Genomic DNA, 23012 nt, shown 5'->3' on the forward strand with positions numbered 1-23012 from the left:
CGGCGGTATTTGCCCTAGCCGCCCCGTCCGGCCTGGTCGCCGTTCCCCGCGCGGGCGGTGACCGGGCCGGTCTCGTAGGCCGCCCCCCCCGCGACGGGGCCGGGCTCTGGACGATCCCTAGACGGGCAGCAGGCGGGCGATCAGTTCGCCGAGGCGGCGGGCGTTGCGGCAGGAGTGCATCTCCACGACACCCGCGTAGGCCGGGGCGGCGGAGTCGCCGGTCGACCAGAGCGCGGGTTGTTCGGGGTTGAGCCAGAAGACCCGCCGGGCCCGGCCGGCGATCCGGCGCAGGGCGTCGAGGTTGGGGTCGCGGTGGTTGTTGCGGGCGTCGCCGAGGACGAGCACGCAGGTGCGCGGGCCGACGGCGTCCAGATGGTGGTCGGCGAACTCGCCGAGCGCGGAGCCGTAGTCGCTGTTGCCGTGGTAGCCCATCACCTTGGCCTCGGCGAGGATCCGCGCGGCGAGGCGGGCCGGGTCGTCCTGGCCGCGCCGCAGCAGGTCGGTGACCTCGGCGGTGCGGTTGACGAACGCGAACACCCGGACCTTGCTGAACTGTTCGCCCATCGCCTGGACCAGCAGCATGGTGAAGTCGGCGAAGCCCGCCACCGAGCCGGACACGTCGCACAGCAGCACCAGCTCCGGCCGGGCCGGGCGGCGCAGCCGGTACGCCGGGCGCAGCGGGACGCCGCCGGTGGTGAGCGAGCGGCGCAGGGTGCGGCGCAGGTCGATCTGCCCGCGGGCGGCGCGGCGGCGCCGGGCGGCCAGTCGGGTGGCGAGTTTGCGGGCGAGCGGGTGGACGGTGCGGCGCAGTTCGGCGAGCTGCTCGCGGCCGGCGTACAGGAAGTCGATCCGGTCGGCGGTGGGGGCGACGGCGCGCTCCGCGATCCGCTCGGCTCCGCGCAGTTCGGCGACCCGGCGGCGGGCCTCGCCGGTGACCAGGGCGCGGAAGTCGCGGATGCGGCGGCGGACCTCGTCGGCGAGGACGCGGTCGGAGAGGTCGGGATCGGCCGGGTTCTCCCGCAGGGCGGCGAGGATCCGGGCGAGCAGGGTCTCGGGGGAGAGGCGGCCGAGCGCCTGGTGGGCGGACCAGCCGTCCGATCCGGGGGTGCTGCCGGTGCCGTACCGGCCGAAGGCCTCGATCACCTCGCCGGCCAGCCGGGCCTGGGCGGCCCGGTCGTCGGCGGCGAGGGCGGCGGCGAGGCGCTCGCGCAGCTGGTCGCGCAGCGGGTCGGGGCGGCCGAAGCGGGGCGGCTCGGGGTCGTCCGGTACGGGTGGCGGGTCGGTGCGCAGGGCTTCGGGGGTGCCGACGCCGAGCGGGAAGAACAGGTCGAAGGTGGCGTCGAAGACCGTCCGCTGGCCGTCCGAGCGCAGCAGGGCGGCGGCCAGGCCGGCCCGCATCTGCTCGCGGTCGGTGAAGCCGAGCACGTCGAGCACGGCGGCGGCGTCCACCGTCTCGGCCGGGCCGATCCGCAGGCCGTGCCCGCGCAGGGCGCGGACCAGGCCGGTCAGCCGGGCGGCGGTGTCGGTGGGGCCTTCAGCGGTCATGCGAGGGTGAGCTTCTGGGCGGCCTTGCGGATGTCGTCCTGGTGCTTGAGGATCACCCCGAGGGTGTCCCGGACGACGGCCTCGTCCAGGGTGTCGGCGCCGAGCGCGAGCAGGGTGCGGGCCCAGTCGATGGTCTCGGCGACGGACGGCGCCTTGCGCAGTTCCATGGCGCGCAGTGCGCCGACCACCCGGACCAGCGAGGCGGCCAGGGTGTCGTCCAGGCCGGGCACCTTGAGCCGGACGATCTGTCGCTCCAACTCGGCGTCCGGGTAGTCGAGGTGGAGGAAGAGGCAGCGGCGGCGCAGTGCCTCGGAGAGCTCGCGGGTGGCGTTGGAGGTGAGCAGTACGAAGGGGCGGCGGCTGGCGGTGATGGTACCGAGCTCGGGGACGGTCACCTGGAAGTCGCTGAGCACCTCCAGCAGCAGCGCCTCGACCTCGACGTCGGCCTTGTCCATCTCGTCGATCAGCAGCACCGTGGGCTCCTCGCCGCGGATGGCGGTGAGCAGCGGGCGGGTGAGCAGGAACTCCTCGCCGAAGATGTCGCCGCGGGCCTGGTCCCAGCCCTCGTCGCGGCCGGCGGTGATCCGCAGCAGCTGCTTGGCGTGGTTCCACTCGTACAGGGCGCGGGCCTCGTCGATGCCCTCGTAGCACTGCAGCCGCACCAGTCGGGCCCGGCCCAGTTCGGCGACGGCCTTGGCGAGTTCGGTCTTGCCGACCCCCGCGGGGCCCTCGACCAGCAGCGGCTTGCCGAGCCGGTCGGCCAGGAAGACGGTGGTGGCCACGGCGGTGGAGGCGAGGTAGCCGGTCCGGGCGAGCCGCTCGGCGGTGTCCGCCACCGATGCGAAGAAGCCCGTGCCGTCGCCGTTCCCGCTGCTGCCGCTGGTCATCTGACGCGCCCCGTTCCGGTTCGCCGGGCCGTTCCGTCGGGCCCGCGCGGCGCCACCCTACCGGCCGGTCACCTGCTTGTCGCGGGGGTCGGCGCGCGCGGTGGAGCGGCGTACGGCGGGGTGCTGCCCGCCGTCCGCCGCTCCGGTGGATCCGCAGGTCCGGGGCGTCAGTTGACGTACAGGACCGGGTTGCCGGCGGCCGAGCTGTCGGTGACCGGGCCGTAGGTGGCGCTGAAGTAGCCGGTCGAGAAGCACAGGCCGGGTCCGGAGACCAGGGTGGCCGGCTGGTTGGCGAAGCTGATGGAGTTGTCGCTGTTCGAGGTGGAGCCGGTGATGCCGTTGGGGCTCTGGTAGACGCAGCTGATGGTGCCCAGGAGGGTGTTGAGCACCACCGTGATGCCCACCGGGCCGGCGCTGGTGCCGTTGAGCGAGACGCCGCCGGAGCCGGAGGTGACGGTGTTGGTGTACGGCAGGCTGGTGGCGGTGACGCTCTGCACGCCCATGACGCCCAGGACGCTGGAGGTGCAGGAGTCGAAGGACTGGCTGTTGAGCTGCTCGGTCGCGCTGCCGGGGGCGGCCGGGTTGGACGTCACGGTGGCGGAGAACGAGGAGTTGGCACAGCTGACGCCGTTGGTGCTGCCGGCGCCGTCGGTGAAGGTGGCGGCGGTGCCGGAGGCCAGGTTGGCGACCAGGGTGTCGCCGACGGCGATGGCCGGGCCGGTCGCGCTGCCCTGGGTCATGACGGCGGCGGCGTCGGCCTGGGCGGGTGCCACGGCGGCGCCGGTGAGGGCGATGGCGGCGAGGGATGCGGCTGCGAGCGTGCGACGGATGCGCATGAGGGTGCCTCTCTCCGTCCGGGGACGGGTGGGGGAATCCCCGCGTGTGGGTGTGGTGGTGTGCACGGCGGGGGAGGTGCATGGCGTACCGGAGGCCCGGCGGACCGCGGGTAGGGGCGGGCCCGGCGCCACGGGCCCGCTCGTGCGGTACGGCGGTGTTGCGTGCGGTGCGGCGGTGTTGGAGTCGGCCGGTGGTGGCCTGCGCACCGACCGGTTGGAAACCTGGCAGTGTTGTAAACCGGGCGTTGCGTCAATGTCAATACAGGACACAGGAGTTGGTGATGGATCCCAAGCACCTCCGGAGTTCCGACGTGCTCCTTCTGCCGGGTGCCCGGACCGGCCGCGATCCGGCCAGGTCGATCAAGCCGGGCCCGCGTCGGCTGCCCGCCGGAGTGGTCGCCGCGACCCAGCGCGAGCGGCTGCTGGACGCGCTGGTCCGGACGGTGGCCGAACGCGGCTACCAGCACGCGACGGTGAGCGACATCTGCCGGGCGGCGGGGGTGACCAGGCCGGTCTTCTACGAGCTGTTCAGCGGCAAGGAGGACGCCTTCCTGGCCGCGCACCGGTACGGCACCGGGGTGGTGATCCGGCGGATGGCGGCGGCCTTCGCGGCCGAATCCGACTGGTGTGCCGGGATCCGGCAGGCGCTCGGGGCGATGCTCCAACTCCTCGCCGGGACACCGTCCTTCGCGACCATGGCGGTGATCGAGATCGAGGCGGTCGGGCCCGCCGGTCGACGGGAGCGTGATCAACTCCTCATCCGTTTCCGGGCGTTCTTCGCCGAGGCGCCCCAACTCCCGGGCGGCGTAGGGGTGCAGGAGATGGTGGACGCGGTGGTCGGCGGCGTGTACAGCGCGGTCTACGGCCGGATCGCCTCCGGCCACACCGATCAACTGCCGGAACTGCTACCGGTGTTGAGCATGTTTTGCCTCGCGCCCTTCCTCGGGCCCGCCGAGGCGGACCGGCGGCTCGGGTCGAGGATTGGTGAAGATCCTTCGTGCACCCGTATTGACCCGGCCACTACCGGGCAGTAGCTTCCGAGTTACTCACCGCGCCCCTACCGGACCCACCCCGCCGCCGGGCGGCGGACGGCCCAGCCGGGACGCGCAACGCTGTCCGCGCCAGGGCAACGTGCCAGTGCCTGCACACCCATTCCATCCACAGGGAGCACACATGGCCATGTCCGAGGACGCCGCCGCCGCGGCGGAAACCCCGACACCGACCGGGACCAGAAGAGGCCGGGTACGGATCAAGCGCACCGCCCTGATGGCCGTACCGGCCGTCGCGGTCGGGGGCATCCTGATGACCCTCACCGCCCAGGGCGTGCTCGCCGCGCAGTTCTCCATCTCCGGCATGCCGTTCACCATCACCGCCGACAAGCTCGACGGCGACGGCTTCGCCCAGTTCGGCTCGCTGGACCACATGATCCCCGGCAGCCCCAACCAGGGGCACACCGGCGGTCAGGTGCTGGTCGCGGTGTCGGCGATCAAGACCGCAGAGATCACCAACCTGTGCCAGAGCGTCGACCTCGGTGGCGTCAACCTGGTGATCCACGCGGGCGACAACGGCACCCCCGTCTCCGCCTCCGACCTCACCACCGACTCCGATCTGCTGTCCGGCGACGCGGAGTTCAAGAACATCGAGATCGGCGGCGACGCCAGCACCTACACCAAGGCCGGCGACGTCGGCAAGGGCGGAAAGGGCGTCTTCGGCCAGCAGGCCGACCACGTCCAGCTGACCCACCTCAACCAGCACAACTACGCGAGCACCGCCGTCGGGTTCAAACTGCCCAACCTGCGGCTGAGCTTCAGCTCCAAAGGCTGCTGAGCATGACGGAGTCCGTACCGGAGCCGGCCGCGACCGGCGAGGGCGCAGTGGCGCGGAGCGAGGCGGTGACGGCCCAGGGGACGGCCGCCACCCCCGCCGCGGCCGCCACCCCCGCCGCGGCCACCACCCCCGCCGCGGGCCCCGCCGCAGCTCCCGCTGCGTCCGAATCGTCCGCTCCGACCGCTGCGCCCGCGAGCCTCGCGGGCCCGGTCAGGCGTGACTGGCGGGGCAGACGACCGTTCTGGGGCGGGCTGCTGGTGACGCTCGGCGGCGCCGAGATCCTGTTCACGCTGTGGGCCCCGCTGCCCCTCCTGCTGCACATCTCGCTGGTGGGCCTGGCGGGGTACCTGGTGCCGTCGGTGATGCTGCTGTGCGGCCTGCTGATCCTGTTCAACCCGACGCAGCGGCTGTTCTACTCCATCCTCGCGGTGCTCACCTCGCTCGCCAGCTGGGTGACCTCCAACCTCGGCGGCTTCCTGATCGGGATGCTGCTCGGGGTGGTCGGCGCCTGCCTGACCTTCGGGTGGCTGCCCGACCAGCCGCTGCGCCGTGGGCGGCAGCGGCGGGAGGACCGGCGCGCGCAGCGCCGGGCGGCGGGGGCCGGGGTCTGACGGCAGCGGGGTTCGCCGGGCGCCATCGGCGGCGCCCCGCGCGACTGGTGGTGGGAGAGCACCGGTTGCGCGGGGCGTTCCGTCCGGCTGCGCGCCTCGCTGATCGGCCGTTGGCGCGGTGCGGTTCGACCAGGTGCTCGCCCGGTAGCCCTCGCTCGCCGGTAACGCCGCCTACCGGTAGCAGTAGGAGTCCGAGGAGGCGTCCCCGCCCGCCAGGTGGGTCTGGTGGACGCGCAGCCCCCGGAAGTCGTCACCGTGCGGGAAGAAGCGCTCGTCGATGCTGAGCCCGCCGGTGACCGGGTCGGCGTCCAGCTTGACCAGCCAGGGCGAGATGCCGTCCGGGTAGAACTGGTCGTCCCAGGCGCCGTAGAGGGAGTTGGTGAGGTAGAGCCGCCGCCCGTCCCGGCTGATCTCCACCATCTGCGGCGCCCCGTTCAGCGGCCGCCCCGGCTCGGCCGGGTGCGGCGTCCGGGCGGTGACCCCGCCCAGGCGCACCGAGGAGGCCAGCCGGGGGTGGAACGGGTCCGAGACATCGTACTGGAGCAACTCGCCGGTGCCCCACGCCGACACGTACAGCCAGCGGTCGTCCACCGACAGGTTGATGTCCGTCACCAGCGGCGGCACCGCCCCGAACGGCCGCAGCGCTGGCGGCAGTTCATCGGCCGAGGCGGGTTCGGCCGGGATCTCGATCACCTTGCGGGCGGTGAACGCCGGGCCCTCCCGGTACCAGAGCCACACCGAGGAGGAGAGGTCCTCGACGTTCACCACCACACCGGCGAAGCCCCACTCCGCCTGCGGGTCGTGCGCCGGGCGCAGCTCCAGCACCATCTGGTACTGGTCCCCGAGGTCGACCCGCTGGAGGTGCCGCCCGGTGCCCAGCTCCCAGAAGTGCAGCGCGTGCCCGTACTTGCGGCCGAGCAACTGCTCGGGCAGCACCCCGTCCTCGACCATCCACGGGGTGCCCCACTCGCTGGTCACCCCGACGTTCGTCCCGAGGTGCCACCAGACGTCGTAGGCGAAGTGCTGCGGCCCGCGTTCCGTCTCCCAGGGGCGCAGCACGTCGAAGGTTGTGTGGTCCAGCAGCGCCACCCCGCCGGGCCCGTCGCCGCCGTCCCCGTCCCCGAGGCAGGACAGGAAGACGCCGTCCGGCCCGCAGTGCAGGGTGTGCGGCCGCGAGTAACCCGCCTTCGCCGCAAGCTCCTTGGCCTCCACCGTCTTGACCAGCCGGGGCCGGACCGGGTCCGGGCGGGTGTCCATCACGTGCAGCCGCGACGACCGCAGCCCCGGCAGCAGCAGGAACCGCCGCTCCGGGTTCTCGTGGCAGGCGTGCGCCAGGGCGCTGGAGCAGGCGTTCCACCCGAAGTGGTGCAACTCATCACCCAGGGTGGGCAGTTCGGCGAAGTTGAGCACCTTCCCGTAGCTCGCCGACTCCGGATCGGTGTCGACGGTGAGCAAGGCGTCCGGCCGTTCCCCCGCCCGGTCGAACCCGGCCACATACGCCAAGGTCTCCGGCGGCGCCGCGATCGCCTCGGCGGCCGACCGGTAGAGCGACGAATCCATCTTTTCTCCCCAACTCGCCGTGTCCGTCCGGGCAGCGTTCCACACGACCACCGGCGCACAGCAGGCGCACGAGAAGCGGCCAGGAGGCGCGGACGACTACCGTGACCGGGTGCACAACAACATCCGCGCGGGGGGATCCGCGGCACCGCCACCCAGATCGAGACCGAGACCGCGAACGTGACGATCGGCGCCCGCCCACCCGCGATCGCCGGCCTCCTGCTGCTCCCGTCCACGTTCACCGGCCGTGACCAGGCCCTCACCGCCCTCGGCCGTCCCGAGGACACTGCGGACGCCCATCGCCGGATGGAGCGCGCGCCGGCAGCTGCCGACGGTTCACCCGTCGAAAGCATTGCGATGATCACATGGCACCAGGCCGTGGATGCCCCGGACCGCAATGGATGAGCCAGTACAGTCAGGCCCATGGAGTTTCGGGAAGACATCCTGGGTGCCCCCTACGAGGCGGCGGAGCTGGAGCTGCGGCCGGATGACGAGGGGGCGGTGTGCGCGACCCTCGTGCGGCGGCTGGTGCCGGGGGCCGAGCGGGCCGTGCTGTACATCCACGGGTACAACGACTACTTCTTCCAGACCAACCTGGCCGACTACTACGCCGCGCTCGGGTTCTCGTTCTACGCCCTGGACCTGCGCAAGTACGGGCGCTCACTGCGGCCGCACCAGTCGCCGAACTTCGTCCGGGCCCTCGCCGAGTACGACGAGGAGATCGACGAGGCGGTCCGGATCATCCGGGATGTCGACGGCCACCGGCAGCTGCTGCTGAACGGGCACTCGACCGGCGGCCTGGTCGGCGCCCTGTGGGCGGGGCGCCGGGCCGGGCGGGGCGTGGTGGACGGGCTGTTCCTGAACAGTCCCTTCCTGTCGATGCCCGCCGGGGCGGCCGTGCGGACCGCCGGCGGCCCGGTGGTGACGGCGATCGGGCGGCTGAAGCCGACCCGGGTCCTGCCCTCCTCGCTCAACCCGCACTACACCCACAGCCTGCACCGGGACCACAAGGGCGAGTGGGACTTCGACCTCAGGCTCAAGCCCGCCGAGGGCTTCCCGCTGTACGCGGGCTGGCTGTCCGCGATCCACCAGGGCCACCGGCAGCTGCGGCACGGGCTGGGCATCGACGTGCCGGTGCTGCTGATGGCCTCGACGAGGTCGATCTCCACCACCACGTGGCACAACGCCCTGCACCACGCCGACGCCGTGCTGCGGGCCGACGACATCGCCGCGCAGGGGCCGAAGCTGGGCCGCCACGTCACGGTCGTCCGGATCGAGGGGGGCATGCACGACCTGGTGCTCTCCGGCGAGGCGGCCCGTACCAAGGTGTTCGCCGAACTGGACCACTGGCTCGCCGCCTACCTGGACGTCCGGCCGGTGGACGTCCGGCCGGTGGACGTCCGGCCGGTGGGGGAGAACGCGTGACGGACGGACCGGCGACGGACGGACCGGCCACGGACGAGCCGCTGCCGGTCGGCCGGAACACCGACCTCGGCTTCGCCAAGCTGATGCCGGACATCGACCGCGACGGCGGCTGGCTGCTCACCCTCGACGGCACCCCGCAGTCGTACGTCAACCTGGCCGACCCGACCCACCTCGAGTTCGAGTACACCCGGCGGATCGGCCACCTCGCCGACGCCCTCGCCCCCGCCGGCCGTCCACTGGACGTGCTGCACCTGGGCGGCGGCGCCCTCACCATGCCGCGCTACCTGGCCGCCACCCGTCCCGGATCGCGCCAGCGGGTGGTGGACGTGGACGGGCCGCTGCTCGACCTGGTCGCCGAACACCTGCCCTGGCAGGGCCCCGGCGCGGACATCACCGCGACGGTCGGCGACGCCCGGGCCGCGCTGGCTGCCACCCCGGCCGGCTCGCAGGACCTGGTGATCGCGGACGTCTTCCACGGCTCCCGCACCCCGGCCCACCTCACCTCGGTGGAGTTCCTGCGGCTGGCCGCGGCCGCCCTGCGCCCCGGCGGCTGCTACGCCGCCAACCTGGCGGACGGCCCGCCGCTGGCCTTCGCCAAGGCCCAGGCGGCGACGGTGCGGTCGGTGTTCCCGTACGTCTTCCTGGTCGCGGAGGCGCCGGTGCTGCGCGGGCGCCGGTACGGCAACATCCTGCTGGCCGGCTCCACGGCCCCGCTGCCGACGGCGGAGCTGACCCGCCTGCTGGCGGGCGACATCTTCCCGGCCCGGCTCACCGAGGGCGAGGAGCTGGCCGCGCTGGTCGGCCGGACGGCCCCGGTCACCGACGCGGACGCCACCGACTCCCCGCCCCCGCCGGACGGCGCCTTCAGCGTCGGCTGAGGCGTCGAACTCGTCGGCGCGTTCCGCTGGTTCAGGCCGTGCTGTCGACGCCGTCCAGGTTGTCCAGCACGGCGCGGAGGAGGCCGGGGAAGCGCTCGTCGAATTCCTCGGCGCGCAGCCGGGCGCTCTGCTGCTGCCCCTGGTGGGTGCGGAGGATCAGCCCGCACTCGCGCAGGACCCGGAAGTGGTGCGAGGCGTTCGACTTGCTGATGCCCAGGGCGTTGTAGATCACCGAGCACTCGGTCTCGCCCTGCCGGGCCAGCAGTTCGACGATCCGCAGCCGCAGCGGGTCGCTGAGACCGTGCATGGCCGCGGCCAGGCTCACGTTGGCCAGTTCGGCGTGGAACGCATCTCGCATGGCTCGATTCTAAGGGGGGCTTTCCAATGGTTCAACGAATCTTGTACCGTCAAACCATGAATCCACGGATCCACCTCCTCGCCCTGGGCACGTTCACGGTGGGCACCGAGGGCTACGTGATCGCCGGAGTGCTCCCGGACGTCGCGCACGACCTGCACACCTCGGTCTCCGTGGGCGGGCAGATGGTCACGGTGTTCGCGCTCGTGTACGCCCTGGCCGGCCCGCCCCTGATCGGCCTGTTCCACCAAGTCCCGCCCAAGCGGCTGCTGATGGGGGCCGCCCTCTTCTTCGCCGCCGCGAACGCGCTCGCCGCGCTCGCACCCGACTTAGCGGTACTGACCGTCGCCCGGGTGCTCGCCGCCCTCGGCGCCTCCCTCTTCGCGGCCCCCGCCGCCGCCACCGCGGCCGCGCTCTGCGCCCCCGAGGAACTGCCCCGGGCCATCTCGGTGACCGCCGGCGGCAACGCGGTGGCACTCACCCTGGGCGCCCCGATCGGCACCGTCATCGGCTCGGCGCTCGGCTGGCGCGCCTCGTTCTGGTTCGTGACGCTCCTCGCCGTCGTCACCGCCGTCGCCGTCTGGACCGGCCTGCCCGACGTCCCACCGGGCGGCAACTCCGCCGCCGGACGGCTCGACCTGCTGCGCCGCACCCCGATCCGCTGGGGCCTGCTGACCACCTTCGGGCTCTTCCTGGCCGCCTACTGCGTCTACACCTACCTGGACCCGGTGGCACACCGGGCCACCGGGCTCGGCAGCAACGGCGTGGCCGCGCTGATGATCGTGTTCGGCGCCGGCGGCCTGCTCGCCGGACGGGCCGTCAGTCGCCTCATCGCCAGCCACGGCGTCGCCCCCGTCCTGCGCGGCGCCCTCACACTGATCACCGGCCTGCTCGCGGTGCTGACCGTCACCACCGTCTCCCACACGCCGCTGCTGTCCACGGTGATCTCCTTCCCGCTGATGTTCGCCTTCGGCTCTGCCTGGTGGTCGGGCGGCATCAGCCAACAGACCCGCCTGGCCGGCCTGGCCCCGACCCAACGCGCCCAGGCCCTGGGCCTGCACTTCTCGGCCCAGTTCCTCGGCGTGGCCGTCGGCGGCGCCCTCGGCGGCCTCGCCCTGTCGGGAGTCGGCCCCACCGCCGTGCCCATCGTCGGCGCGGCCATCGCCCTGCTCACCCTCCTGACCATCCGCCACGTCACCCCCACCGCCGACCCGGCACCCGCCCGCGAGACCCAGGTCATCCGGTGACCCGGGCGTCCCGCAAGTGAACCGTCGGGAGGCCCGAAGGCTGACGGCCGCCGCCCAAGCGGACTGGCACAAAGGCCACGCCTGCGGCCGGCCCGGCGGCTGATGGCCGGTGTCCGAACGAATGTGCTCAGTCGGGTACGCGGACCCAGGCTGGGTGCCGCCACCTCGTCGCGCAGCCAAGGGCCCCGCCATCGCCGGAGGCCCTTGGCTGCTACGACAAGGTCGGGACTTGAACTCGAATCACCCGGGCGGCCTTCAGGGGACCATGACCCGGCGTCCGCGGGTGTGGCCGGCTTGGCTGTCGATGTGCGCCGCCGCGGCCTCGGCGAGGGTGTACGACTTCTCGACCGGGATGTGGAGCTTTCCCCGCGAGATGAGGTCGGCGGCCACGGCGAGCGCTGCCGGCATGCTCCCCGGCACGCCGGAGAAGCGGACACCGAGTCCCGGCGCACCGAGATCGGCGATGGTGATCACCTTCTGCGGGTTCCCGGTCAGTTCGACGAGCTCGCGGATCACGCCCGTGCCGGCCAGATCGAGGGCCGCGTCGACGCGGCCGAGCTGCCGCACCCGCTCGACCCAGCCCTCGCCGTACGTCGTCGGGAGGGCGCCCAGGCTGCGCAGGTAGTCCTGGTTCGCGGCCCCGGCCGTGCCGATCACCGTGATGCCGCGGTCGCGGGCGATCTGCAGCACCGCTGAGCCGACGCCGCCGGACGCGCCGCTGACCAGCAGCGTCTGCCCGGGCTGCACGCCGACCTCGCGGATGATGCGCAGCGCGGTCTCCACCACGGAGGGGTATCCGGCCGCCTCTTCGAACGTCAGCCCCTCGGGCGTGCGGGCCCAGGCCGACAGCACGGCGAACTCGGCGTAGGTGCTGGAGCCTTCGCCGAACACGTGGTCACCGACCTCGACTCCTTCGACGCCCTCGCCGACCTCGTCCACCACCCCGGCGGCGTCCTGCCCGACTCCGGAGAGCAACTCGGTCGGATGGGCCCCCAGCTTCTGGCCTTCGCGGATCCTCCAGTCGACGGGGTTCACGCCCGCCGCCCGCACGGCGATGCGTATCCGGCCCGGGCCCGCGTGGGGCTCCTCGGCGTCGATGAGGCGCAGGACGTCCGGACCGCCGAACTCGGCGAAGCTCACTTTCTTCATGCGGTGGACCGTAGCACTAACAGTTAGCGTTTTGGAACTGTTGCAGGTTCGTACCTGATAGTGTCAGCTCATGACCGAGCCGCCCGGACGCCGTGAGCGCAAGAAAGCCGCGACCCGCCAGAAGATCGCCGACACCGCCCTCCGACTCTTCCTGGAGCGCGGGTACGAGGCGGTGGGCATCCGTGACGTGGCCGCTGAGGCCGACGTGGCCGTCACCACGCTCTTCTCCCACTTCGCCTCGAAAGAGGCCCTGGTGTTCGAGCGGGACGACGACTTCGAGCAGCGCCTCACCCAGGCGGTCACCGGCCGGGCGCCGCACGAGCCGCTCATCCCCGCGCTGCGCCGCGAGATCCACGCCCTGGTCCGGCACTGCACGGCGGACAGCGCCGCCCCGATCTGGCGCATGATCGATGAGTCCCCCGCCCTGCGGGAGTACGAGGAGTCGATGAGGCTGCGCCACGCGGAGTCGCTGGCAACGGCCATCGCCGCCGATCCGGGACTGTCACAGACCACGACGGCGAGCCGGACGATCGCGAGGTTCGTGATCGACGCCTACTCACTGGCCCGCGAGGCCCCGGACCCGGACGCCGCGTTGGACGAGATCTTCCGGATGATCGAGGCGGCCTGGGCCGTCACCCGGCCCTCCGGACAACCCGTCGGCACGGCCGGACCGTAGCCAGGACCCGGCCCCCGCCGCCTGGGGCCGGGCGGTTCGGCGCGTCGGGGGGAAGGGGGGCGCGGGGTGGGTGTCAGAATCGGCGGGTTCGGGCCGGGGTTGTCCACGGAGGAGTCGATATGAGCGGCGCGGAACGGCCGGAGTTGGGGCAGGTGCCGGAGACGGCGCTGTGGACGCTGTGGCACCGGGCGCTGGAGGCGCGCCGGCCGGACGCCGTGCTCCACGACCCCAAGGCCGTCGAGCTGGTCGACCGGATCGGCTACCCCTTCGCGGAGCGGTTCGGCGCCAGCGGAATCCAGGCCCAGCTCCAGGCCCTGCGCGTGGCCTGCTTCGACCGCGAGGTGACGGACTTCCTGGCACGGGAGCCGCGCGGCACCGTGGTCTGCCTGGGCGATGGCCTGGAGACCCAGTACTGGCGGGTCGACAACGGGCGGGCCCGCTGGCTGAGCGTGGACCTGCCCGACTCGGTGGCGCTGCGCGAGGAGTTGCTGCCGCCCGGCCCGCGTCAGCGCTACCTGGCCGCCGACGCCACCGAACTGGGGTGGGCCGACGAGGTGGACCGCGACCGTGAGGTGCTGATCAGCGCACAGGGATTGTTGATGTACCTGCCGCCGGCACGGGTGAGATCCCTGATCGCGGGCTGCGCGGAGCGGTTCCCGGGCGGTTCGCTCGTGCTGGACGCCGTGCCGCGCTGGTTCGGCCGACTCACCCTGACAGGGAAGATGCGTGGCCACGGGTACCGGGTGCCGCCGATGCCGTGGGCGATGGACGCGGATGAGCGGGACAAGCTCCGCACCGCCAGTCCGGCGGTGGTGGCGGTGCGGGACGTCCGGCCGACCGGCGGACGCGGACTCCTCGGCGCCCTGCTGCCACTGGCCATGACCACCCCGCCACTGGCCACCCGCCGTCTCTCCGTCACCGTCCTGAACTTCGCCGAGCGGACCGGGCAGGCATAGCCGGGACGGGACGGGTCAGCCCATGGTGAAGACGAAGCTGTCGGAGTTGTAGTAGTCCGGCAGGTGCACCAGGAGCGATCCCGGGCGCGGGGGGTCCGCCTTCGGCCAGTCCTGCGGGCCCAGCAGGTGCGCGGAGTAGTCGCTGGCGGGGACCCGTGGGACGAACATGAGGCGGAAGGTGCCCTCCTGGGCGTCGGGTGCGAACCGCCAGAGCTGCTCGGCGCGCCCTGCGTCGGACCGGCAGGTCTGGAGGGTGACGGTGACGTTGTTTCCGCCCGCGGTGGTGCCGTCGAGACAGGTTCCGGTGGCCGTGTTGCGCAGCTGGTAGCTGTCCTGTCCGGCCGGTAGCCGTTGCCAGTGCTGGGCGGCCTGGCCGTTGCACTGCTGGAGCTGGAGCTGAACGGGGCCGGCGGCCTGGGTGCTGGTCGCGAGGCCGATGCAGAGCCCCGAGCTGTGGTTGACGAGCGGAAGCCCGGCGGCGATCGGTGGCGTGGGGGACGGGGAGGTGTCGACCGACGTGGCGGCTGCCGGCTGCGCGGCAGGTGCGGGGGTGCCGGTGGGCGCCGCGGCCGAGGGGGATGCGGTAGGCGAAGCGGTGGCCATCGCGGCGGAGCCGATTTCCGGCGACTCGCCGTCGAAGCCCTGGGCCGGGAGCGTCCTGACGGTGGCGGACAGGGTCGGGGCGTCGACCGGCAGGGGGTGTTCGCCGGCCCCCTCGACCGTGCTGAGGAGGAGGCCGGCGATGGCGAGTGCGGCGAGGGCGCCGGCGGTGGCCGAAGCAAGGGGTATGAGCAGCCGTCGGCCGGTGCGACCATCGGTGCGCGCCGGTCGGCGCAGGCGCCGGCTGCGGTCGTGGGCGACGGGCGCGGCACCGTCGGATTCCGAACCGCTGGGCTGGTCCGGGGGTTGCTGCTCGGGTGCGAGGGCCGCGGCCGATGGCGATGGCGATGGCGATGGCGATGGCGCCGCTTCCCACAGCACCAGTGCCCTGAGCAGGGCGGGTCGCTGCCAGGTGCGAATGGCGTCCAGGTCCGCCCGCAGACTTCGGCAGCTCGCGCACCCCGCGAGGTGGCGGTCGAGTTCACCGGCTTCGCCGCCGCCGGCGTGGCGGACGTGGTCGCCGAGTCGTGCGGCCAGGTGTCGGCAGGAGCGCTGAGGAGCGCGGGAGGCGTACGCCTGGAGGCAGGCGTCCTGGAGGCGACGCCCGGCGGGGCTGTCGGTGTGCGGGGCGGGTGACCCGGTGGTGTCGTCGAGGTGCCGCCACAGGTCTTCCTGCCGTGCGGCGGGCAGGCTTTCGAACGCGGCCAGGATGAGCGAGTCCGCTTCCGCCGCGGCGAGCGCCGCGCGCGCCGACGCGTCCGCGCCCCCCGACGACGCCGACGCGTCCGCGCTCCCCGCGCCCTCCGGCGCGTCCGCGTCGTCGGGCCTGGGAAGCCTCGTGAGCCAGGCGGTGAAGGCCGGGCTCAGTTCCGGTCCACGTCCCGTGTCGGCCCACTCGGCCGCCGTCCTGGTCACCTCGGCCAGCAGACGCAGGCGCCCCGGCGCCGGGTCGCCGGTGGAGCCACCGGCTTTCGCCGCTCGCTGCCACGCGTCGTTGGCGAGCTCCTGGGCAGCGCGGCTGTCGGCGCAGCACGTCCTGGCGTACGCGGACACGGCTTCCCGGTGGTGGCGCGCAGGCTGGGTGATGGTGGGCTCGTCCGGCTGCGGGCGGCCTGGAATTCGGTCGGCCGAATCGGCTTCCGGGATCGTCGCGGTTCCCGAATGTGGCATTTTCACTCCTGAGCATGCCGGTGGGAAGGCATGTGGTCGAACAGTCACTGCTCGGCCCCGGGCGCGGAGGTGGGCCGGGTGCCGCGGGCAGACCGGAGAATGCCGCGGGTTGGGCACCCGCTCCGGCGCATGACCAGTGGTTTATCACGGCGGTGGGGAAAAAATGATCATCAGTCAGTTCACGAAGTAGAAAGAAGTGTGAGACGTTCTGTCAGCAAAGCGTTCGTCCGCAACAGTTCGGGCGGCGTGCGTGCACGGGAATTGAGCCCGGCCGCGTCCGGTGCTCAGCCGTGTCGGCTGCGTGGTTTCTGCGCTCCCCGGCGGCGGGTTCGGTGCCAGGGGCGACGCGAGGGTCGCCGGTGTTCGGCCGCCAGCGCGAGGTCCACCTCCACCCGTGCTCCGCCCAGCGGGCCGCCCCCGATGCGGAGGCGGCCCCGGGTCGATTCGGCCGCGCTGCGCGCGATGTCCAGCCCGAGGCCGGTCGATCCGGCGCCGCTGGCGCCCCGGGAGAGCGCGGCGACCGGATCCGCGATGCCCGGCCCGTCGTCCTCGACCACGAGGACGACGCTCTGCGCGGTCCGCCGTACGCTCACGGCGAAGCGGGTGCCGTCCGGGGTGTGCCGGAAGACGTTGCCCACCAGCGCGTCGACCACCGCGGCGACGTGGTCGCCCGGAAGCTGCACGGGCGTCGGTTCGTCCGTCGCCTCGAAGGTGCAGACCCGGCCCTGTTGCTCGGCGAGGACGGCCCAGAAGCCGACCCGGTGGGCGGCGACCTCTGACACCTGGCAGGACTCGTCCGGGGCCGGGCCGGTCAGCCCGGTGCCCGGGGCGCCGGTCGCGGTGCCGGAGTGCGCCCCGACGGGCCTGGTGGACAGGGGCGTGCGGGCGGCGACGATGATCGCGTCCAGTTCGTCCTCCAGTTGTTCGACCGCCTTCGCCAGCTGGGGTGCGGCCGGTGCGGGGCCGATCCGTTCGGCGGCGAGGCGCAGCGCGGTCATCGGGGTGCGGAGCCGGTGCGACAGGTCGGCGACTAGCTCCCGCTCGGTCGCCAGCAGCTGCCTGACCCGGTCGGCCATGGTGTTGAAGGCGTCGCCGGCCGCCCGGAGTTCGGGCGGGCCGGCGGGTTCGACGCGGACGGCGAGGTCGCCCGCGCCGAGGGCTGCCGCCGCGTGGGAGAGCTTGCGCGAGGCGCGCACCAGGCGGGCGCCGAGTCGGTCGGCGACCAGCACCGATCCGATCACCAGGCCGGTGGCGAGCAGGGCCATGACGGTCCAGGCCCGGGTCAGTCCGCGGTTCAGCTCGGTGTCGGGCACGAACTCCTCGATGACGGCGACCTGGTCGTGGTCCAGCAGGACGGGCTGGAGGTAGTCCCGGCCTCCGGGAACGTCGCCGGTCAGGGCGGTCCTGCCCTGCACCGCCCGGTCCAGCAGCTGGGTGCCGGCCCGGGTGGTGCCCAGTAGGCTGCCGTCGGGCAGGTGGATGCAGAGCTGGCCCGTGGTGTCGGTGCGGGCCACCGCCGCGGCGAGACCGGCCTGGTCGGGGCCCAGTGCGAGCAGCGGAATCGCGGAGTCGACACGCTGTTCGGCGGCGAGCATCGCCTCGGTCTGGACGTGGGTGCGCAGCAGCAGGGCGAGCGGGACGAGGAACGACACGGTGACCAGGACCGTCACCGCGAGCGCCACCGTGGCGAGGGCGGATCTCACCGGGGCGACACCAGCTTCACTCCGACGCCCCGGACCGTGTGAAGGAAGCGCGGGCGGGCCGCGCGCTCGCCCAACTTCCGGCGCAGGCAGGACAAGTGGACGTCCACGGTCTGCTCGTCCACGTACGGCTGCCGCCACACTTCGGCGAGCAGCTGCCGTTTGGAGACGACCCGGTCGGCGTTCAGCGCCAGGAACGACAGCAGGTCGAACTCACGCCGGGTCAGGCCTATCTCGCGGCCGGCCAGGTGGACGGTACGGGCGAGCGGGTCGATCCGCAGCTCGCCCAGTACCTGCGGCCCGCGATCCGCGTCGGGGGCCCCGCCGCTCCGGGAGCCGAAGGCGTGGGCCGGGCCCGCGCAGCGACGCAGGACGGCGGTCAGCCGGGCGAGCAACTGCCCGCCGGAGAACGGCTTGACCAGGTAGTCGTCCGCGCCCGCGTTGAGCAGCTTGATGATCTCGGCGTCGTCGTCCCGCGCGGTCGCGACCAGCACCGGGACCTGGGACAGTCCGCGGATCATCTTCAGGGCGTCGGCGCCGTCGAGGTCCGGCAGGCCGAGGTCCAGCACCACCGCGTCCGGCTGCCACTGGGCGACCTCGCGCAGCGCGCCGAATCCGTCGGGGGAACTGCGCACCACCAGCTGATGGCCGGCCAGCAGCTCGATCAGGGAGGCGCGGATGGCGGGGTCGTCTTCCACGACGAGGACGGTCGTCATGGCGCACACCGTAGCCGACGGGCGGAGCCGGTCGAGCTGACTTCGAACCGGTGGGCGGGCAGGGGCGGGCGCACCCGGGGCGGCCGGCCGGCCAGGGCTCCGGATGCGATGCGTTTTTGCTGGTCAGACGGGGTGTGGGGGCGGGAGTTCGGGGAAGTTTAGCCGAGTCTTAGCTGTTCCTTAAACAGCGGTCCGGCAGACGGCTCCGGCCTTGCTCGTGTAGGGGACCGGTGGGCGCCGCGGGTGCCGCGCCCACCGGGGGGGATGCCCGGCCGGGCCGGTCAGGACACCTTGAGGGCGGTGTCGTCGATCACGAAGCTGGTCTGCTCGGCGCCCGTGGCCTCGACACCGGTGAAGGTGATCGTCACCTTCCGGCCTGCGAAGGCGGAGAGGTCGAAGGTCTTGTGGACGTAGCCGTCGGCGGCGTCCCGGTTGGTGTAGGTGGCCAGGGTGGTCGAGTTGGCGGTGACGGTCAGGGTGTCCGCGCCGGTGGACGGGTTGTTGCTCTCGACGTGCAGCCAGAAGCTGAGGACGGCCTTGCAGCCGGCCGGGACGGTCACCTGCTGGGAGAGAGTGTCGGTCGCGGGGGAGAAGTAGCCGCCGAGCCAGGCCTCCCAGTTGCCCGAGTGGGGCTGCCTCCCGCCGGTGTCGATCACGGCGGGGGTGGCCGTCCAGGGCGAGGCGTCGCCGGTCTCGAAACCGGGATTGCCGAGCAGTTGCGCCGGGGTGCAGGTGGCGGACGGCCGAGTGGGGCTCGGCGCGGCGGTCCGGGTCGCGGTGGGCTTCGCAGTGGCGGTGGCGGTGGCGGTGGGCCTCGCAGTCGGGGTGGAGCCGGCGGTGGGGCGGGTGCTCGGGGTGGTGGCGGTCGGTGTCGGCTGCCGGCAGCCCAGGGTGGTGACGGAGGCGGCGAGGCGCTGGGTGAGGAAGTCGAAGAGGTTCTGGCCGTCCTGGGGTGAGGGGACGGCGGCGGTGAACTGCTTGTCCAGGTCGATGCGTTGGGCGCCGAGGGTGGTGAGGTTGGTGCAGTAGGCGGTCGGGTCGCCGTTGGCGGCGGTGCCGAGTGCGGGCTGGTCGACGCCCGCCCGGTAGAGGTTGGTCTTGTTCCGGTTCTGCTGGTTGTTCTCGTTGGTCATGGGGTCGCTGAGGGGAACGATCGCGACGGGCGCCGCCTGGAACTTGGCGGCCTGGAGTTCGTTGAGCGCGAGCGAGGTGACCCTGCTGCCGGGGTCGGCGAGGTCGGGGGCCGTCCACGGGGTGCAACCCAGGGCGGGGTCGAGGAAGTTGTCGAGCAGCAGGTTGTCGCTGCCGTTGAGCAGCGCGGTGGGTTGCGCCGCCCCTCCGCCGCCCATGGCGGCGAGGTTCTTCGCGTTCTTCTGGGCGGTCGTGCCCTGGGCGGTGGCCAGGTACTCGGTGGTGACGTTGTCGCTCTGGTCCTGGTCGACCACGCCGAAGTCGCGCGTGGTCGGGCAGGGCCTGCCGTCGCGGGCGGTGCCCAGCGGCGGGACCGCGAGCCTGCCCGCCGCCTCGGCGGCGTTGGCGGCGGTGAAGAAGGCGGGGGCGTTGCAGTAGGCGAACTGGCCGAAGGGCTGGCCCCCCGGCGTGCCGCCGACGCACTTCCCGGCGGCGGTCTGGCCGGTCAGGGTCAGGACGTTGCCGTTGTAGCCGAACCAGATCCCCACCACGGCGTTCGCGGGCAGTACGGGGACGACCGGCGCCACGGCGGGGACGGTCCCCTGGTCGATGACCAGGGGGCTGTAGACGGAGACCGCGCCCGTGGCCGGGTCGAGGACGGTGGCCTGGACGAAGGCCGACTGGTTGCCGTTGGACTCGTGGCAGGCGCCCTGGGCCGGATCGGCGGCCTCCAGTGTGTAGGGCGTGGCCAGGCCCTGGGCGGTGAGCGGGTTGGCCGGGACCTTGATGGTGCAGTTCGGGTTGGGCTGGACCGGCGCCGCGGCTTGCGGGGCGGCCGGCGTGGTGGCGGCGAAGGAGACGCTCAGGAGGGCGACGCCCGTGCTGAGTACGGCGGCGAGGCCGAGTCCGAGCCTGGTCACCCGGCGGCTTCGGCCGCGAGAACGGTGATGAGCTGATCGTGAAGTCATGTGAGACCTCCGGCAGGTGGCCGTGACGGCGCGATGAGGGGAGTGGGGAGCAGCCGCACGTGGACCGGTACTCGGGTTCCACGGGGAAGTCCGCGTCGGGGACGGCAGGCGGAGAGCTGTTCTCAACCTGCCCAGGCCCCAGGTGAGTTCGATCGTACGAGGCGGGACGTGCGGATTCCTCCGGCGACGGGATCCCCTAAAAGTCGCCTAAGGAACAGCTCATCCGGCGGACCGTCGTCGGTGCTGCGCGGGGCTCTGGGGCACCGAAGTGAGCCCGGCGTGAGCGCTCCCTTAGGGAAACCGAAAGTTCCGCGCTGACGGTGTTTCCGACGGGCCGACGGGCCGTACGGTCTCTCTCACCGAGCCCGGCACCACAGGCATCACGGCGACCGCGGTGGTGCCGCTTTCCAGCGCGGCTGTCGAATCCCCTCGTTCGGCCCAGGCCACGTCGGGCAAGCAGACCGCACCCGCGTCGCTGGAGAGCGGCCCGTCGGGCCGCCCCGCGGCCGTCGGGTCCGGCCGGCCGCCGGTGCAGCAGGCAACCGGGCAGGCGCAGACGGGCGACGAGAACTCCTATCCGTTGGCCGCTGCCGGATGACCACCGAGGCCGGACCGGCCCCGCCCCGCTGGTCGGATTCGGTTGGCTCCGGCTCCGGTTCCGGCTCGTACCGCACTCACAGCACTCATCGGAATCGCTCATCCCGAAGGGACCGCAGCATGGAACTCTCATCCCGGACCACTTCTCTCCGCCCCCGCGGCGGAGGCGGCCGAGCGCTCGGCCGCCGACGGATCTCGTACCTCCTCCTCGCCGTCGGGACCTCGCTGCTGGCCGTGGCGTGCACTCCCACCGTCCCGACGGCCGCTCCGTCCGCCGTCCCGTCCGCCGCACCGACGCCGTCGGATGCCGGGACCAACGACATGCCGCCCGCAGCGCCGAGCGACGCACCGTCCGGGATGCCGGCCTCCGAACCCGCGGGAACGCCGACCGGGATGCCTGCCGTCACGCCGACCGGAATGCCCGCCACCACACCGGTCGGAATGCCGACGACGAAGTCGGGCGGAAAGCCCACCAGGCCGCCCGGCCCGCCCACCGCTCGGCCGACCACCGGGCCGGGTGATCTGCCGACCGCCATGCCGACGTCCGGCCGGACCGATCCGTCCACCGGCATGCCGACTCCGGGCACGACCCGCCCGCCCACCGGCATGCCGACCGCGACGGGCGGCACCCCCACGCCGGTCTACGGCGGCCACTGGTAGAGCGGCGCCCGCCAACCGCCCACCTTCATGCGCACCGCGTCCACGCCGACCGCCGTGCCGCCACCTCTCTTGGACAAGGACAGAGCTTGAGGAATTCGACGAGGCCACGCCGCCGGTCCCCGCGGTACACCGCGGTGAGACTTCGCGCGGCCGCCGCCGGCACCGCACCGGAGCTGCCGAAGCCCCCAGGGTCGATCCTGGCCGCCGCCGCCGCCGTCGTGGTGGTGCTCGCCGTGGTCGCCACGGTGCTGCAGGCGCTCCAGCTCCCCGCGACCGCGCACAACCGCAGCGGCACGGAGGCGGTGCACCGGTTCGTCGACTTCTTCTTCGGCGTGCTGACGCTGATGGCGCTCAGTGGCAGCGTCACGCTCGGACTGCTGGCCGCCGAGCGGAGGCTGCTGACGCCGCGCCACCGGGTCGCCGTGCAGGCGCTGCACCGCGCCGTCTCGGTGGCCGCGGTGGTGACGCTGGTGATCCACATCGCCGACAAGGTTGCCGAGGGGCACGCCGCTCCGGCGGCGGCGGTGGTGCCGTTCGCCTCCGGCACCAGCTTCGTGGTCGGCGTCGGCACCGTGGCCGGGGAGCTCCTGGTCCTGGCCGCGGTGACCGGCGCCCTGCGCGGCCGCTTCGCCGACGACCCCCGTCTCACCCGGCTGTGGCGACCGCTGCACTGGGTCGCCTACGCCTCGTGGCCGCTCGCCCTCGCGCACGGGCTGGAGGCCGGGCGGCCGGCCAGGGCCTGGGTGGTGTGGTCGTACGGCATCAACATGGCCGCCGTGGCGCTGGTGCTGCTCATCAAGTTCCTGCACGGAGCGGGACGCAACACCACCGGCATCGGCGTCAACCGCCGCCTGATGGCCGTGGACCTGATCGGTACGGGGGAGGAGGCGGACCGCCCGCCGATCGGCGACCAACTGCCCGTCTTCGGCGAGTCCTCCGCCCTGCTGGCCCTGGACGTGGAGGTACCGGACGCCCGACCGGCGGTGACGCCGGAATCCGCGCCGGTGGCCACCGCTTTCGCCCCGCCGCTCACGGACCCGGCCGCCATGGCGTGGGACACCGGCGAGCTGAACGCCCTTCTCGACGCCGGCCGTCAGCAGTACCTTGCCGAGCAGGCGGCCTTCCAGCAGCGGCACCTGGCCGAGCAGACGGCGTTCCAGCAGCGACTGCCGCCGCAGCAGGCGCAGTTCACCGCGGATGTCTGGTACGCCGGTGAACGCGTCGCGATGCCCGGCGTCGGGGGCCAGCAGTACCGCGTCGAGCCGACGTGGTACCCGCAGCAGGCCGAGTACCTGCAGCCGCAGCCGTATGCCCGGCCGTACCCGCCCCAGACGTTCACCGAGTACTCCGGCTACCTGGCCGACTACCCCGGGTACCCGCAGGGCCCCGACACCGCCACGTCGTTCCCGCCCGCAGAAGCGGCCTGGTCCAGCCCTGGTTACTGGTACCAACCCGTGCAGACCCAGCCCTTCGAGTCCGGCGCCGACTCCTGGCAGGACCGATGACGGCCGCCGGCACGGA

At 73.1% G+C, this 23012-nt stretch carries 21 protein-coding genes; 10 read left to right on the forward strand and 11 right to left on the reverse strand.

The features are described from left to right. Positions 1 to 117: 117 nt before the first annotated feature. The 3 genes from ACIG5E_RS20260 to ACIG5E_RS20270 form a co-directional block, all read right to left on the reverse strand. Positions 118 to 1545: a VWA domain-containing protein gene (locus ACIG5E_RS20260; protein ID WP_396535115.1), complete on the reverse strand. Its 1428-nt coding sequence runs from the start codon at positions 1543 to 1545 to the stop codon at positions 118 to 120. After that, entirely contained in the window at positions 1542 to 2432 is an 891-nt protein-coding gene (locus tag ACIG5E_RS20265) for an AAA family ATPase (protein WP_396535117.1), read from the reverse strand. Before ACIG5E_RS20265 ends, ACIG5E_RS20260 begins: the two co-directional genes overlap by 4 nt. Before the next feature lie 167 nt (positions 2433 to 2599). Continuing rightward, positions 2600 to 3268: a Tat pathway signal sequence domain protein gene (locus ACIG5E_RS20270; RefSeq protein WP_396535119.1), complete on the reverse strand. Its 669-nt coding sequence runs from the start codon at positions 3266 to 3268 to the stop codon at positions 2600 to 2602. A 281-nt stretch (positions 3269 to 3549) separates the two neighbouring features. On the opposite strand from ACIG5E_RS20270, the gene ACIG5E_RS20275 reads away from it, so the two are divergent. From ACIG5E_RS20275 to ACIG5E_RS20285, 3 genes are all read left to right on the forward strand, one after another. After that, the gene (locus ACIG5E_RS20275; protein WP_396535121.1) at positions 3550 to 4302 is read left to right on the forward strand and encodes a TetR/AcrR family transcriptional regulator; all 753 of its coding nucleotides are present in this window, start codon (positions 3550 to 3552) and stop codon (positions 4300 to 4302) included. Between the two features lie 139 nt (positions 4303 to 4441). Further along, on the forward strand, positions 4442 to 5095 hold the full coding sequence (locus ACIG5E_RS20280; RefSeq protein WP_396535123.1) for a DUF6230 family protein: 654 nt from the start codon (positions 4442 to 4444) through the stop codon (positions 5093 to 5095). Positions 5096 to 5097: 2 nt separating this feature from the next. Continuing rightward, positions 5098 to 5706: a DUF6114 domain-containing protein gene (locus tag ACIG5E_RS20285; protein WP_396535125.1), complete on the forward strand. Its 609-nt coding sequence runs from the start codon at positions 5098 to 5100 to the stop codon at positions 5704 to 5706. Between the two features lie 171 nt (positions 5707 to 5877). On the opposite strand, the gene ACIG5E_RS20290 is transcribed toward ACIG5E_RS20285, so the two are convergent. Continuing rightward, on the reverse strand, positions 5878 to 7266 hold the full coding sequence (locus tag ACIG5E_RS20290) for a selenium-binding protein SBP56-related protein (RefSeq protein ID WP_396535127.1): 1389 nt from the start codon (positions 7264 to 7266) through the stop codon (positions 5878 to 5880). 177 nt (positions 7267 to 7443) lie between these two features. Here ACIG5E_RS20290 and ACIG5E_RS20295 point away from each other — a divergent pair, with 177 nt between their 5' ends. The 3 genes from ACIG5E_RS20295 (at position 7444) to ACIG5E_RS20305 (ending at position 9566) form a co-directional block, all read left to right on the forward strand. Next, positions 7444 to 7668, forward strand: coding sequence for a hypothetical protein (locus ACIG5E_RS20295; protein ID WP_396535129.1), 225 nt, complete (start codon positions 7444 to 7446; stop codon positions 7666 to 7668). Between the two features lie 18 nt (positions 7669 to 7686). After that, positions 7687 to 8688 (forward strand): alpha/beta hydrolase, encoded by a 1002-nt coding sequence (locus ACIG5E_RS20300; RefSeq protein WP_396535131.1) that lies wholly within the window; start codon positions 7687 to 7689, stop codon positions 8686 to 8688. A gap of 83 nt (positions 8689 to 8771) precedes the next feature. Continuing rightward, positions 8772 to 9566 (forward strand): spermidine synthase, encoded by a 795-nt coding sequence (locus ACIG5E_RS20305; RefSeq protein WP_396535287.1) that lies wholly within the window; start codon positions 8772 to 8774, stop codon positions 9564 to 9566. 31 nt (positions 9567 to 9597) lie between these two features. Here ACIG5E_RS20305 and ACIG5E_RS20310 read toward each other — a convergent pair whose 3' ends face one another. Beyond that, entirely contained in the window at positions 9598 to 9924 is a 327-nt protein-coding gene (locus tag ACIG5E_RS20310; protein WP_396535133.1) for an ArsR/SmtB family transcription factor, read from the reverse strand. 56 nt (positions 9925 to 9980) lie between these two features. Here ACIG5E_RS20310 and ACIG5E_RS20315 point away from each other — a divergent pair, with 56 nt between their 5' ends. Continuing rightward, positions 9981 to 11168 (forward strand): MFS transporter, encoded by a 1188-nt coding sequence (locus ACIG5E_RS20315; protein WP_396535135.1) that lies wholly within the window; start codon positions 9981 to 9983, stop codon positions 11166 to 11168. Between the two features lie 255 nt (positions 11169 to 11423). Here the strand turns inward: ACIG5E_RS20315 and ACIG5E_RS20320 are convergent, their stop codons facing one another. Beyond that, a complete protein-coding gene (locus tag ACIG5E_RS20320; RefSeq protein ID WP_396535137.1) occupies positions 11424 to 12317 on the reverse strand; it encodes an NADP-dependent oxidoreductase in 894 nt (297 codons plus the stop codon). A 70-nt stretch (positions 12318 to 12387) separates the two neighbouring features. On the opposite strand from ACIG5E_RS20320, the gene ACIG5E_RS20325 reads away from it, so the two are divergent. Further along, positions 12388 to 12993, forward strand: coding sequence for a TetR/AcrR family transcriptional regulator (locus ACIG5E_RS20325; RefSeq protein ID WP_396535139.1), 606 nt, complete (start codon positions 12388 to 12390; stop codon positions 12991 to 12993). A gap of 119 nt (positions 12994 to 13112) precedes the next feature. Next, complete coding sequence (locus ACIG5E_RS20330) at positions 13113 to 13949, forward strand: class I SAM-dependent methyltransferase (RefSeq protein WP_396535141.1); 837 nt, start codon at positions 13113 to 13115, stop codon at positions 13947 to 13949. 15 nt (positions 13950 to 13964) lie between these two features. Here ACIG5E_RS20330 and ACIG5E_RS20335 read toward each other — a convergent pair whose 3' ends face one another. The 5 genes from ACIG5E_RS20335 to ACIG5E_RS20355 all read right to left on the reverse strand — a co-directional run bounded on the left by ACIG5E_RS20335 (position 13965) and on the right by ACIG5E_RS20355 (position 21403). Further along, a complete protein-coding gene (locus tag ACIG5E_RS20335; RefSeq protein WP_396535143.1) occupies positions 13965 to 15719 on the reverse strand; it encodes an RICIN domain-containing protein in 1755 nt (584 codons plus the stop codon). A gap of 284 nt (positions 15720 to 16003) precedes the next feature. Further along, positions 16004 to 17422, reverse strand: a complete 1419-nt coding sequence (locus ACIG5E_RS20340; RefSeq protein ID WP_396535145.1) for a sensor histidine kinase — start codon at positions 17420 to 17422, stop codon at positions 16004 to 16006. Next, complete coding sequence (locus tag ACIG5E_RS20345; protein ID WP_396535147.1) at positions 17419 to 18135, reverse strand: response regulator transcription factor; 717 nt, start codon at positions 18133 to 18135, stop codon at positions 17419 to 17421. Before ACIG5E_RS20345 ends, ACIG5E_RS20340 begins: the two co-directional genes overlap by 4 nt. Before the next feature lie 281 nt (positions 18136 to 18416). Then, positions 18417 to 20186, reverse strand: coding sequence for a hypothetical protein (locus ACIG5E_RS20350; RefSeq protein WP_396535149.1), 1770 nt, complete (start codon positions 20184 to 20186; stop codon positions 18417 to 18419). 731 nt (positions 20187 to 20917) lie between these two features. Then, positions 20918 to 21403: a hypothetical protein gene (locus ACIG5E_RS20355; RefSeq protein ID WP_396535151.1), complete on the reverse strand. Its 486-nt coding sequence runs from the start codon at positions 21401 to 21403 to the stop codon at positions 20918 to 20920. A gap of 222 nt (positions 21404 to 21625) precedes the next feature. On the opposite strand from ACIG5E_RS20355, the gene ACIG5E_RS20360 reads away from it, so the two are divergent. Beyond that, a complete protein-coding gene (locus tag ACIG5E_RS20360; RefSeq protein WP_396535153.1) occupies positions 21626 to 22996 on the forward strand; it encodes a hypothetical protein in 1371 nt (456 codons plus the stop codon). Positions 22997 to 23012: the final 16 nt, after the last annotated feature.

Source organism: Kitasatospora sp. NPDC053057, assembly GCF_044546945.1.
In the GTDB taxonomy this organism is placed as follows: domain Bacteria; phylum Actinomycetota; class Actinomycetes; order Streptomycetales; family Streptomycetaceae; genus Kitasatospora.